At 43.3% G+C, this 13,963-nt stretch carries 12 protein-coding genes; 10 read left to right on the top strand and 2 right to left on the bottom strand.

The window, feature by feature from the left end; genetic code table 11:
- Positions 1–11: 11 nt before the first annotated feature.
- Positions 12–1,142, bottom strand: a complete 1,131-nt coding sequence (ytvI, locus tag AC622_RS04115; RefSeq protein WP_049669895.1) for a sporulation integral membrane protein YtvI — start codon at positions 1,140–1,142, stop codon at positions 12–14.
- Between the two features lie 147 nt (positions 1,143–1,289).
- On the opposite strand from ytvI, the gene AC622_RS04120 reads away from it, so the two are divergent.
- The 10 genes from AC622_RS04120 to coaE all read left to right on the top strand — a co-directional run bounded on the left by AC622_RS04120 (position 1,290) and on the right by coaE (position 13,706).
- Entirely contained in the window at positions 1,290–1,748 is a 459-nt protein-coding gene (locus AC622_RS04120; RefSeq protein ID WP_049669896.1) for a DUF441 domain-containing protein, read from the top strand.
- Between the two features lie 323 nt (positions 1,749–2,071).
- Complete coding sequence (gene citZ, locus AC622_RS04125) at positions 2,072–3,187, top strand: citrate synthase (protein WP_049669897.1); 1,116 nt, start codon at positions 2,072–2,074, stop codon at positions 3,185–3,187.
- A gap of 178 nt (positions 3,188–3,365) precedes the next feature.
- Entirely contained in the window at positions 3,366–4,637 is a 1,272-nt protein-coding gene (icd, locus tag AC622_RS04130) for an NADP-dependent isocitrate dehydrogenase (protein ID WP_049669898.1), read from the top strand.
- Positions 4,638–4,723: 86 nt separating this feature from the next.
- The gene (mdh, locus tag AC622_RS04135) at positions 4,724–5,662 is read left to right on the top strand and encodes a malate dehydrogenase (protein WP_049669899.1); all 939 of its coding nucleotides are present in this window, start codon (positions 4,724–4,726) and stop codon (positions 5,660–5,662) included.
- 598 nt (positions 5,663–6,260) lie between these two features.
- Positions 6,261–6,971 (top strand): response regulator transcription factor, encoded by a 711-nt coding sequence (locus AC622_RS04145; RefSeq protein WP_049669901.1) that lies wholly within the window; start codon positions 6,261–6,263, stop codon positions 6,969–6,971.
- On the top strand, positions 6,971–8,740 hold the full coding sequence (gene pnpS / locus AC622_RS04150; protein ID WP_053103713.1) for a two-component system histidine kinase PnpS: 1,770 nt from the start codon (positions 6,971–6,973) through the stop codon (positions 8,738–8,740). The genes AC622_RS04145 and pnpS overlap by 1 nt, the downstream gene beginning before the upstream one ends.
- Before the next feature lie 164 nt (positions 8,741–8,904).
- A complete protein-coding gene (polA, locus tag AC622_RS04155) occupies positions 8,905–11,532 on the top strand; it encodes a DNA polymerase I (protein ID WP_049669902.1) in 2,628 nt (875 codons plus the stop codon).
- Positions 11,533–11,555: 23 nt separating this feature from the next.
- Positions 11,556–12,383 (top strand): DNA-formamidopyrimidine glycosylase, encoded by an 828-nt coding sequence (gene mutM, locus AC622_RS04160; protein WP_049669903.1) that lies wholly within the window; start codon positions 11,556–11,558, stop codon positions 12,381–12,383.
- A 71-nt stretch (positions 12,384–12,454) separates the two neighbouring features.
- Positions 12,455–13,093 (top strand): sporulation membrane protein YtaF, encoded by a 639-nt coding sequence (gene ytaF / locus AC622_RS04165; RefSeq protein ID WP_049669904.1) that lies wholly within the window; start codon positions 12,455–12,457, stop codon positions 13,091–13,093.
- 19 nt (positions 13,094–13,112) lie between these two features.
- Positions 13,113–13,706, top strand: coding sequence for a dephospho-CoA kinase (coaE, locus tag AC622_RS04170; RefSeq protein ID WP_049672783.1), 594 nt, complete (start codon positions 13,113–13,115; stop codon positions 13,704–13,706).
- Here coaE and AC622_RS21350 read toward each other — a convergent pair.
- On the bottom strand, positions 13,699–13,963 hold a 265-nt coding region (locus AC622_RS21350), incomplete at its 5' end, for a hypothetical protein (RefSeq protein ID WP_231589479.1). The two genes, coaE and AC622_RS21350, sit on opposite strands and share 8 nt — an antisense overlap.

Raw genomic sequence — 13,963 nt, forward strand, 5'->3', positions numbered from 1 at the left:
CAGCCCTTTTTTTATTCAGGGAAATCGGTTGGTTTCCTGCCCATGATAAAATCCCAAACATCATGGAGAATGTGCAGCTTATAAAGCGTGCGGATGATGACGAGGACGATTGGGCCAAGAATGAGCCCGAGAAACCCGAGTATCTTGAAACCGACGAAAATGGCAACTAAGGTCGCAAGCGGGTCAAGCCCTATGCTGGAAGAGAGAATCTTCGGTTCCATAAGCTGACGCTGAACAATGACAACTGTATAAAGAATAGCGAGTCCAAGGGCCAGGCTTAAATTGCCAGTCATTAAGGCATAAATAATCCATGGGACAAACACGAGACCTGTTCCGAGATAAGGAAGCAAGTCAACAAACCCCGTAATCAAGGCGATTGTGATGGCAAATTCGATTCTCAGAATAAGCAATCCAATCAATACAATGAGTGTTGTCATCGAGATCAGGGTCAATTGTGCACGAATAAAGCCAAATAATGCCCGTTCAAGTTCAATGATGACCTTCCGGATGTTTTGGAGGGTCTTATCAGGGAGAAACTGCTGTGTCTTAGCAAGAAGCTTGTTCCATTCCTTTGCGATGAAGAATGTTGCAAGCAAGGTGAAAATGGCGCCCGTTCCAGCACCTGGAAGCCAGCCAATCAACTTAGGAACAAAGCCAAGAGTGGTTTGTATGAGATTTGTCAGAGTTGTTCCAATGCTGCTCCCAATATTTTCGATATTTGATAGAACTGTATCCTGTTGACCAGCTTCGAGATTATTAAACAAAGAAATGATCTTCTCATATAAGGGAAGAATCTTGGCTTGAAAATAATCTTGGATGAGGATAATCATGGTGTTGAGATGCTTTGGCAATACATCAGACAAATAGGCTGCGCCGGCCACGGTTTCTGTGACTAAAAAGGTAATTAATCCTGCAATTAAGGCAATTAGGATGAGCATACTGGCCAAGACAGCCAAAGCACGTGGAAAACGAAGCTTTCCTGTTAGAAAGGTGATGAAGGGATTCATCAAGAAGGCAAGGCATATCCCTATGATAAAAGGGTATGTATATTTCGCCGTCAAAAGCAATAAATAAACAGATGCGGCGGTGCCGACAATGACGAACACAAAGCGCAGGGCACGATATAAATATTCAAGATTCACGATTAATGCCTCCTTAAGCGAGGGTCTTCTTCTATCTATTATATTCTTATCTTTAGTTCAATGAAAATTCGATTATTACCACAAAAGTAAAATAAATTATTTATTTACAATGTTTAGATAAATTGAAACTTGGAAGGATGAAACAACATGTATGGACCTTATATTTTCCTGCTTATTCTTCTTTTGATTGGGGTCATTGCTAAGAATACTTCATTAATGGTCGCAACAGGCTTCCTGCTGTTGATGAAAGTGGCAGGAGCTGACGGCCGCTTTTTAGCGTATGTTCAATCGAAGGGTATCAACTGGGGCGTGACCATTATTACGATTGCGGTACTCGTGCCAATCGCTACCGGTCATATCGGCTTTAAGCAGCTGGCTGAAGCGGCAAAATCCCCGTATGCATGGGTTGCTATGCTTTCCGGAGTGGCGGTAGCTCTTATCGCCAAAAATGGAATTCAACTGCTTGCTAGTGACCCGCATATCACGGTGGCGCTCGTGTTTGGGACAATCTTAGCGGTTGCCCTATTTAATGGGGTAGCAGTCGGTCCGTTAATTGGTGCCGGTATCGCCTACTTAATGATGCAGCTAATCGATTTATTTCGATAAATCTCTCGGAAAAACCTCTGTCAAATAATTTTACGAGTTGTTTTCTTTCACAAATTTGGAATAATTGTTTATAATTAAAAAAGGCTCGGGTTTCACAAAAATTTACAATTTTTTTGTGAACCCTATTATTATTCTGAGCAATCGTTCAGAGAATGGTTTAGATGGGTTTAAAACGCTTTCTTATGATAACGCTTACTTATTATAAGAGTAAAGTAGTTATGCAAGAATATAGCTTTAAAGCCGGGATATATTCAGCATGATTAACCCGACTGACCAGTGAATCGGAAAACATAGGGGAAATTTCTGGCAAAGGAGAGATTTTAATGTCTGTAACAAAAGGTCTAGAAGGTATTGTTGCTACATCATCTTCCATCAGCTCGATCATTGATGACACGCTCACATATGTGGGGTATGACATTGATGATTTAGCGGAAAACGCAAGCTTTGAAGAGGTTATTTTCCTATTATGGAACCTCAGGCTGCCAAATCATCTTGAATTAGAGGACTTGAAGAATCAATTGGCTGCAAATGCTGCATTGCCGAATGAAATCATCGAGCATTTTAAGATGTATCCAATTGAAAAAGTACACCCGATGGGAGCTTTGAGAACGGCTGTATCCATGCTTGGATTATATGACGAGGAAGCAGATGTCATGGATGATCAGGCAAACTTACGAAAAGCTATCCGCTTACAAGCAAAGATTCCAGCCATCGTGACAGCTTTCTCACGCATCCGTAAGGGTCTTGAGCCAATTGCCCCGCGCAAGGATTTTGGTTATGCCCAAAACTTCCTGTACATGTTAAATGGCAAGGAGCCAAGCCAGGTTGAGATTGAGGCATTTAATAAAGCTCTCGTACTTCATGCCGATCATGAATTGAATGCATCTACATTCACTGCACGTGTATGTGTGGCGACTTTATCTGATATGTATTCTGGTGTTACTGCTGCCATTGGTGCCTTGAAGGGACCGCTTCACGGCGGAGCAAATGAAGCAGTTATGAAAATGCTCAAAGAAATAGATTCACTTGAGAATGTCGAGACTTATATTAATGATAAGCTTGATAATAAAGAAAAAATCATGGGATTTGGCCACCGCGTATACCGCAAAGGGGACCCTCGTGCGAAACATCTCCGTGAAATGTCCAAAAGGCTAACTGACATGAACGGCGAACCGAAATGGTATGAAATGTCCACAAGAATTGAGGAATTGGTTACTTCCAGAAAACCTCTTCCGCCAAACGTAGATTTCTATTCTGCATCCGTGTACCACAGTTTAGGTATTGATCATGACCTATTCACACCAATCTTTGCTGTCAGCCGTATGTCCGGTTGGATTGCTCATATTCTGGAGCAATATGAAAACAACCGTTTAATTCGTCCTCGTGCAGAGTATGTCGGTCCTGGCATGCAAAAGTACGTTCCAATCGAAGCACGCTGATTTTCATCTAGTATTGGACAAGCCTCACTAAATAATTCTGATATTTATAAATGTAAAATTTGTTCATAATATTTTAAATATGTATACTATACTTTAGAGTGTTAAAGAGATAGAGAAGATATAGAGACTAAAGAACAGCAGGTTTGGTGCTTGCTGATACATGCTGGAGGGATTTTCAATGAGTCAGGCAGAAAAAATCAAAGTAGTAGATGGCGCTCTACAAGTGCCAAATCATGCAATCATTCCTTTTATCGAGGGTGACGGAACAGGCCCGGATATTTGGGCTGCTGCATCCCGTGTATTGGAAGCTGCGGTAGAAAAAGCCTATAACGGCGAGAAAGCTATTGTTTGGAAAGAAGTATTAGCTGGCGAAAAAGCATTTAATGAAACAGGTGAATGGCTCCCGGCTGAAACACTTGACGTGATTAAAGAATACTTAATCGCGATTAAAGGGCCATTAACAACTCCTGTCGGCGGCGGAATCCGCTCCTTAAATGTCGCGCTTCGTCAAGAGCTTGACCTATACACATGCTTGCGTCCTGTTAGATACTTTGATGGCGTTCCTTCACCGGTTAAACGCCCGCAGGATACGGATATGGTCATCTTCCGTGAAAATACAGAAGATATTTATGCTGGAATTGAATATGCCAAAGGTTCTGATGATGTTAAGAAACTATTAGAATTCCTTCGCAATGAAATGGGTGTCTCTAAGATTCGCTTCCCGGAAACTTCCGGTATCGGTATTAAGCCGGTTTCTGAAGAAGGAACAAAACGCCTTGTACGCGCAGCGTTGAATTATGCCATCAAGGAAGGAAGAAAATCCTTGACGCTTGTTCACAAAGGAAACATTATGAAATTTACTGAAGGAGCCTTCAAAAACTGGGGCTATGAAGTAGCGGAAGAAGAGTTCGGCGAGCAAGTGTTCACATGGGCTCAATATGACCGCATTAAAGATGCAGAAGGCACAGAAGCGGCTAATAAAGCACAGGCTGATGCTGAAGCAGCTGGCAAGATCATCGTAAAGGATTCTATTGCGGATATCTTCCTTCAACAAATTCTGACTAGACCAAGAGAATTCGATGTCGTTGCAACAATGAACTTGAATGGGGATTACATCTCTGACGCTCTTGCAGCACAAGTCGGCGGTATCGGTATTGCTCCAGGGGCAAACATTAACTACGTAACTGGACATGCGATTTTTGAAGCGACACATGGTACAGCTCCGAAATATGCAGGTCTTGATAAAGTAAATCCATCCTCTGTCATTCTTTCCGGCGTATTGATGCTTGAGCATTTAGGCTGGAATGAAGCAGCGAACATGATCACTCGTTCCATGGAGAAAACGATTGATTCTAAAGTGGTTACTTATGACTTTGCCCGCTTGATGGATGGAGCAAACGAAGTGAAATGCTCTGAATTTGCTGATGAATTAATCAAGAATATGGAATAAAGAACACAGGTAGAAAGCAGGCACGATTTACGAGGGATGATTTTTGAACGGCACCGTCAATAAACGATGGGGGTAGATGATATATTATGGGATTGAAACGCAAAAAAATCTCTGTAATCGGCAGTGGTTTTACAGGAGCGACTACAGCGTTCCTTTTAGCACAAAAGGAGCTTGGGGATGTAGTTCTCGTGGATATTCCACAAATGGAAAAGCCTACAAAGGGGAAGGCTTTAGACATGGCCCAGGCTGGTCCGGTGCAAGGGTTTGATGCATCCATTATCGGAACATCCGATTATGCAGATACAAAGGACTCCGATTTAGTCATTATTACGGCAGGCATTGCCCGGAAACCTGGCATGAGTCGTGATGATCTTGTGCAAACCAATCAGAAAATCATGCGTTCAGTAGCAAAGGAAGTTGTAAGATATTCGCCGGAAAGCCATATCATCGTCTTGACCAACCCGGTCGATGCGATGACCTACACGGTTTTCAAGGAAACGGGATTTCCAAAGAACCGTGTTATTGGGCAGTCAGGCGTGCTTGATACAGCAAGATTCCGCACATTCATCGCTCAGGAGTTAAATCTGTCTGTCAAGGATATAACTGGCTTTGTGCTTGGCGGACATGGGGACGAAATGGTTCCCCTTGTCCGATACTCCTATGCCGGCGGGATTCCATTGGAAGCACTCATCCCTAAAGAGCGTCTCAACAGTATTGTCGAGCGGACAAGAAAGGGCGGAGGAGAAATTGTAGAACTGCTTGGTAACGGCAGTGCCTACTATGCACCCGCTGCCTCCCTTGTATCCATGGCAGAGGCTATCTTGAAGGACCAGCGCAGGATTCTTCCAGCCATAGCTTATTTAGAGGGGGAATACGGCTATGATGGAATCTACCTTGGTGTACCGACTATCATCGGTGCAAACGGTATAGAGAAAGTAATTGAACTTGAATTGCAAGAGGAGGAACAAGCCGCCCTTGCTCATTCAGTTCAATCAGTCAAGGCAGTTATGTCTATTCTTGTGTGATATATGTACAAAGGGACTCTTTCGGGAGTCCCTTTTAATTTTGCCTAAAAGAATTGAGAGTACTTTTTTCTCAAGTCACTTGTTTGATTTTTTTAATGACAAGATAACTATGCATACTCCTCTAGAAATCAAATAATTCTACTGAAATTGATTGTAAGGAACGTCTCCTTCCATTTGTTTACAAGTAAAGTGAAATCTATCAGAAGCTCATTCAGGCGAACACATAGAGGAAGCAGTCCACGCCAGAGGGAATAGAACAAAATCTTATCAGCTAGAGTCAATGCGATTTTGTCTACATTCTGAAATCTTTTGAAAGGCCTTTTCCTGTGGTTTAGATATCTCACGAACCGACTCCTGCATGATTCATGTCCCTGCCTATATTCCGGTGCGGGACATTATACCAAGATTTCATCTTTTCATATATAATGGTGAGAGATTGGTATAATTGGGGAAGAGATATTGGTGATAAATGCTTTATTGATTGGTCTGGAGCGCATAATTACGAATGGATTATGGCAATGAAATAAATAGAGAGGACTATTCAAACATAAGCTATTAGAAATGAAGTTAATATATCGGGAAGCGGATGGAGGATAAGATGAGCAAAAAAGTCCTAGTTGTGGAAGATGAAGAATCAATCATTACCTTGCTTACGTATAATTTGGAACAAGCCGGGTTTACCGTCATTAAGGCGATGGATGGGGAAATGGGTAAGCAGCTGGCAATGACAGAAAGACCAGATGTGATCATATTGGACCTCATGCTGCCTAAGCTTGACGGGATTGAGGTCTGCAAAATCCTGCGTCAGAATAAGGTTGCGGTCCCAATATTGATGCTCACTGCCAAAAGCGAAGAGTTCGATAAAGTTCTTGGACTTGAGCTGGGTGCCGATGATTATATGACTAAGCCATTCAGCCCGCGTGAGGTTGTGGCAAGAGTAAAGGCCCTCCTAAGAAGAGTGGATATGATTAATACAGCCGCTGAGTCAAAAGAGGATGATACAGACCTCATCACAGTCGGTGAACTGAAAATATATATTGAAAGATATGAAGCCTATCTTCGTGATGGATTGCTTGAGTTGACACCGAAGGAATTTGAACTTTTGGCTTATCTAGCGAAAAATAAGTCAAGAATTCTCACAAGGGATCAGCTTTTGAATGTCATTTGGAATTATGACTTTGTTGGGGATACACGAATTGTGGATGTGCATATCAGTCATTTACGTGAAAAAATCGAACAGGATACGAAGAAACCAGTCTATATTAAAACGGTACGCGGACTTGGATATAAGCTAGAGGAACCGAGATAATGAAGAAATCAAGAAGAATGATGACGTTCGAGATTGCCTCCGCTATCCTGATTATTTCCTTTCTGTTTGGACTTTTATTAGGAAAGGTGTTCACGATGTATCTGGAAAGAGATACGAGGAATGACCTGAAGAATGCGGCGCAAGTGATCGAATGGCAGCTCGCTGATCTAGAGGATAAAACGGAGCTTAATAGCCGGCTTGAGGTACTCAGTAAAGAGCTGGGTATTTCTATCCTGCTGACTGACCGTGACGGCGAGGTTCTTTCTGATAAGAGGTATGTAGAAGAAGGGACAACAGGTGAGGAGCTGGCTCTTTATCAAGCGAAGTTGGAAGAGTTCGGGGATCATTCAGCTGAACCGGTTTTCGGGGAGCTTCATGATGACGGATTATTCTATTATATTTCTCCCATTCAATCGGATGAAGGCATCCTGTTGGTTGGTCAAGAGAAGAATGTCATTATGGGAGGGTTATCGATCTGGACAACCTCTCTGTCATTTTTGGCAGTGGCATTCATCGTTATCATGCTATTTGTTTTTAAGATCATTAAGAAGTATTTCATGCCTGTTGATAGTGCCTATCATGCGGTGCAGGAGCTGACGAAAGGGAATTATCGTGCACGCACTTATATTGGCCGCAACAAGGAAGCGAGGCTGCTGAATGATTCCATTAATCAGCTTGCCCGTGATATGCAAGAGATGAAAATCGCCTATGATATTCAAAAAGACCGGCTCAGTACTTTGATTGAGAATATGGGAAGCGCCTTGCTATTGATTGATGATAAAGGATATATCAATATGGTCAATCGTGCTTACCTGAATCTCTTTAAAGAAAATGAAGAGGATTACTTGTCGGAGCTTTATTACAAGGTAATCCATCGTGAGGAAGTAAATGCTCTCATTGAGGAAATCTTCATGGTCGAGCAAAAAATCAAAAAACAAATTGTCTTGACAATCGGTCTTGAACGGAAGAATTTCGAAGTGTACGGGGCCCCGATTATTGGTCCGAAGGGTGAATGGAAAGGAATTATTTTGGTTTTCCATGATATTACGGAGCTGAAGAAGCTCGAAACCGTGAGGAAGCAATTCGTAGCCAATGTGTCACATGAATTGAATACGCCTGTTACATCCATAAAGGGCTTTACGGAAACATTGATTGATGGAGCAAAGGAAGATAAGGATACACTAAATCATTTCCTCTCCATCATTCTGAAGGAAAGTAACCGGCTTCAAGCACTAATCAAGGAATTGCTGGAATTGTCTAAGGTGGAGCAGCAGGGATTCCAGCTTGATTTGCAGAAGGTGGATATCGTCCCTGTTTTGCGAGATACGTACGAGATATTGGAGAAGAAGGCAGCCAAGAAGAACATTCAATTTGTCCTAAATGACCTGAATCAGCCAATCGTTTGTGAAACAGATCCTTTTCGTATCCAGCAAGTGATCATTAATCTCGTCAGCAATGCCATTTCTTACACTCCGGCAGATGGGAAAGTAACTATATCTGCAAGCGAGGATGTGGACAAGGTTTATATTAAGATAGCGGACACGGGAATCGGGATTGATGAAGAGGAGTTTCCACGCATATTTGAACGCTTTTACCGTGTTGATAAGGACAGAAGCAGAGAGAGCGGAGGAACGGGACTTGGACTGGCCATCGTGAAACATATTCTCGAGGCTCAGCATGGTGAAATCACCATAGACAGCAAGCTTAATGAGGGAAGTACCTTTACAGTAATCATCCCTAAGGAGCAGCATACAGGAAAAGGGAAATAAAGAAGGAAAACTCCTTTCACGGGTGCATTCGTGATGGGAGTTTTTTAATGTTTACTAGTCTATTCTGACGGCTGTCTTTGAGATACAGAACAGCTGTTTTTCTTTCAATCATGACTCATGTTAGAATAGAGGATAAGATAATCGGTTAGATACGGGAGGAAAGCATGAATAAAAAAATCGTCTTAATAGATGGAAATAGCATTGCCTACAGAGCATTTTTCGCCTTGCCTTTACTCAATAATGATAAGGGCGTACATACAAATGCCATATATGGATTTGCGATGATGCTGAATCGAATTATGGAAGAAGAGAAGCCGACCCATATGCTCGTTGCCTTCGATGCAGGCAAAACGACATTTCGCCACAGTACCTTCGCTGAATATAAGGGAGGCCGTCAAAAAACGCCGCCGGAGCTGTCTGAGCAGTTTCCATTCATTCGAGAATTGCTGGATGCGTACGGAATTTCCCGCTATGAATTAACAAATTATGAGGCAGATGACATTATCGGCACTCTTGCCACGCTTGCGGAGGGTGATGGCTACGAGGTCACGGTCATTTCTGGGGATAAGGATTTGACGCAGCTTGCTTCTGAGAAGACGACAGTCCGTATTACCCGAAAAGGAATTACGGATATGGAGGATTACACACCTGAGCATATTCGAGAGAAATATAATCTGACTCCTGAACAGATTGTTGATTTGAAAGGCTTGATGGGGGATACCTCCGATAATATTCCGGGCATTCCGGGTGTTGGTGAGAAAACAGCGTTGAAGCTTCTGCACCAATTCGGCAGTGTGGAAGCGGTGGTTAATTCTCCTGAGGAGGTAAGCGGCAAGAAATTGAAGGAGAAGATTGAGGAATATAAGGATCAGGCCATCATTTCTAAGCAGCTTGCAACGATTGAGAAGAAAGCGCCAATCGAAGTTCGTCTAGAGGAGATCGATTACACAGGAGCAGACCAAGAAAAGCTTCTGGCGATTTATAAGGAGCTCGGCTTTGCAACCTTGATTGAAAAGATGGATCCACTCAACGCACAGGAAGATGAAGTGCTTGAAGAGATTGATTATACATTCGTTAAGGAAATCACCGAAGATATATTCACGGACGATACAGCTCTTTTTGTAGAAATCTTAGAGGATAATTACCATACAGCGCCTATTCAAGGCTTGGCCATTTCCAATGCTAAGGGCACCTTCTTCATGGAGACGGAAACAGCTGTTGAATCTGCTGCTTTTAAGGCATGGGCAGAGAATCCGGACATGAAGAAAACGGTGCATGATGTGAAGCAGGCGGTTGTTGCCCTTCACCGCTATGGCGTTGAGCTTAAGGGTGTCGCGTTTGATCTCTTCCTTGCCTCCTATGTGTTAAACCCGGCTGAGCCGGAAGTAGATATGGCAGACCTTGCGAAAAGACATAGTGCCGGTCATATACAAACAGATGAGCATGTGTATGGAAAAGGAGCAAAACGGAAGATTCCAAATCCTGAGGTTTACGGTGAGCATATCGCACGCAAAGCTCAGTCGATGGGCTTGATCAAAGCTAGTATTGAAAGCCAGCTTGTTGTGAATGCACAATTATCCTTGCTGATGGATTTAGAATTGCCGCTCGCCTTGATCCTTGCGGAAATGGAGATTACAGGTGTCAAGGTTGATAAGGAAAGACTGAAGGAAATGGGCGGAGAGCTCGCTGCAAGGCTTGCTGATATCGAAGCGAAAATCTATGACCTGGCAGGTGAGAAATTTAATATTAACTCACCGAAGCAATTAGGGGTGATCCTCTTTGAACGTTTAGGTCTGCCGGTCATCAAGAAGACAAAAACAGGCTATTCCACGTCTGCGGACATTTTGGAGAAGCTTGAAAACAAGCATGAAATCATTCGTGAAATCCTCAATTATCGCCAGCTTGGCAAGTTGCAATCTACTTATATCGAAGGTTTGCTGAAGGTTATTCATGAGGATGGCAAGGTTCATACCCGCTTCAATCAGGCGCTTACACAGACAGGACGCCTAAGTTCGACGGATCCGAATCTGCAAAACATCCCAATCAGGCTTGAGGAAGGAAAGAAAATTAGACAAGCCTTCGTTCCGTCAGTGGAGGACTGGGTCATATTTGCCGCTGACTATTCCCAAATTGAGCTTCGCGTCCTTGCCCATATTGCTGATGATGAGAACTTAATCAATGCCTTTAAAGAAGATATGGATATTCATACGAAAACAGCGATGGATGTCTTCCATGTGAAGGAAGAGGAAGTGACCTCTAATATGAGGCGGCAGGCTAAAGCTGTTAACTTCGGGATTGTATACGGTATCAGTGATTATGGATTATCCCAAAACTTGAATATTACCCGTAAGGAAGCCGGTACCTTCATCGATCGTTATTTGGAAAGTTATCCAGGAGTACAGCGCTATATGAAGGATATTATTGAGGATGCGAAGGAATGCGGTTATGTCACAACCCTTCTTCACCGACGCCGCTATATTCCGGAAATCAATAATCGAAACTTTAATGTCCGTGGGTTTGCCGAAAGGACAGCGATGAATACGCCGATTCAGGGCAGTGCAGCAGATATTATCAAATTGGCGATGATCCACATGAATGACCGGCTGAAGAAGGAGAACTTAAAGGCAAAGTTATTGCTTCAGGTGCATGATGAATTGATTTTTGAAGCACCGAAGGATGAAATAGACATCTTAAAGAAAATCGTACCGGAGGAAATGGAGAATGCAATCCAATTGAGCGTTCCGCTTAAGGTGGATTATTCATTCGGAAACACTTGGTACGACGCAAAATAGAGCAGTAAAAGGGGGTTATTTGTTTGCCTGAATTACCAGAAGTAGAAACAATAAGGCGAACACTCGAAGCCATGGTGCTCGGTAAGACAATAGAGGATGTAGAGGTGCGATGGGGGAAGATCATCAAGGAACCGGATGATGCTGAACTTTTCTGCCTTTTCCTGAAGGGGCAAACCATCCGCGAAATCGGTCGCCGCGGCAAGTTTTTGATCTTTTATTTAGATGATTATAGTCTCGTATCCCATCTGCGTATGGAAGGGAAATACGGACTTTTTGACAAGAGCGAAGAGATGGATAAGCATACTCATGTCATATTCCAATTCACAGACGGTACCGAGTTAAGATACAGAGATGTGCGCAAATTCGGCACGATGCATTTATTCCCGAAAGGAACTGAGCTGGATGTGCTGCCGCTTTCGAAGGTAGGACCTGAACCATTTTCAGATGAATTCACGCCAGAGCACCTGGCAGCCGGGCTTGCCAAGACGCATCGTTTCATCAAGACTGTTCTGCTTGACCAGCGCTTGCTCGCGGGTCTTGGGAATATTTATGTGGATGAGGCTTTGTTCCATGCCGGTATTCATCCAGAGCGGGCGGCCTCATCCTTGAATGAGGAGGAGATTCAGCGTCTTTATACGGCGATTAAGACTACGCTTGCTGAGGCGATTGAAAAAGGGGGAAGTACGATTCGCTCTTACGTAAATTCACAGGGCCAGATTGGTATGTTCCAGCTTGAATTGTTTGCTTACTCGAGAAAGGGCCAGCCATGTAAGACATGCGGCTCCATCATGGAGAGAATCACCGTAGGAGGAAGGGGGACCGTTTATTGTCCTTCCTGTCAAAAACGTTGATAATGGCCATGAACCAAAGATAGGCTCCTGTCATATAGTAGGGTATTGATTGTTGAAAGGAGTCCCTGTCAATGGAGCACTTGGCTTCAATACTCTTACTCGCTATGGCAGTCAGCCTGGATAGCTGCGGTGTCGGAATGACCTATGGAATGCGCAAAGTGGCAATTCCCTTAAGATCCATAATGATTATTGCCGCATGTTCGGCCTTAAGCTTCGCAATTGGCATGTTCACGGGATCTGTGAGTGAACATTTCATGGCAGAGTCCTGGGCAGGCATGATTGGAGGGCTTATCCTCATTTCATTAGGCATATGGACGGCCGCAAGCAATTTAAAGCAAAATGATGATGTGTATTTGAATGTGGATGAACGCACATTGTTTCAGCTGGAAATCAAATCAATTGGTCTAGTGATTCATATTTTGAAGAAGCCGCTGAGCGCTGACTTTGACCGTTCCGGAACAATTACAGGTCTTGAAGCTTGTTTTCTAGGCTTTGCGCTTTCTCTTGATGGGTTTGGCGCAGGTATTGGTGCCGGTATTCTCGACTATCCACTCGTGACGGTCGTGCTGCTCAGTTTTATTATGAGCGCCATTTTCATGAAGGCCGGCCTTCAGGCTGGAAAGTACTTAAATGATTCTTTTGCCGCGAAAATTTTGTCCTTTGTACCTGGAATTGTCTTAATTGCACTAGGGATCAGTAAACTATTTTAGACAGGGGAAACAGTAAATGATGAAGAAAATAATCGGGCTGACAGGCGGAATTGCCAGTGGGAAGAGCACAGTATCTAACTGGCTTCTCTCACAGGGCTATCCTGTCGTTGACGCAGATATCGCGGCCAGGAAAGTTGTTGAACCGGGCATGCCGGCTCTTGAGAAGATCAGAAAGGCCTTTGGAGATGATGTCCTGCTTCCGGATGGAACACTTGACCGGAAAAGACTCGGTTCTATTATTTTTGCGAATGAAGAAAAACGGCAGACATTAAATGCTATTGTCCATCCGGCTGTGAGAGAATGGATGAGGCAGGAAACGGAGCGGGCATTTGGAGAAGGGGCATCCATCGTTATTATGGATATTCCTTTATTGTTTGAGAGTAAGTTGACTCATATGGTGGAGGAGACGATTCTTATTTATGTTACGAAGGAGACCCAGCTAAAACGGCTGATGGAAAGAGACGGGTATATGGAAGCTGATGCCCTGGCTCGGATTCATGCGCAGATGCCCATCGATGAGAAAAAGGAATTGGCTGATTACATCGTTGATAATAATGGGCCGCTCTCTGAAACGATTGAACAGATGAAACAGATTATGGACACATTTAAATAAGGCAGGCAATAAAGGCTGTTCCGTATAAAAACAAGCGGAGCAGTCCTTTTTTATTGGCTGTTTTCGTAAAGATTGTTGCTTTTGAATAAAAAGGGAAGCTGCAATCTATTTTACGGTACAATTGGATTGGGAGTGACTTCTTGAACAATCGGGGCAGCGCGACAAGTTTTGTTATAAGCACTCCGGTGCGAAAGACGAGGAATTTCCACAGAAACTCTAACTTTATAACCGAGGATAGGAATGATAAAACCATGTAT

Origin of the sequence: Bacillus sp. FJAT-27916 (assembly GCF_001183965.1) — a bacterium.
Taxonomy (GTDB): domain Bacteria; phylum Bacillota; class Bacilli; order Bacillales; family Pradoshiaceae; genus Pradoshia.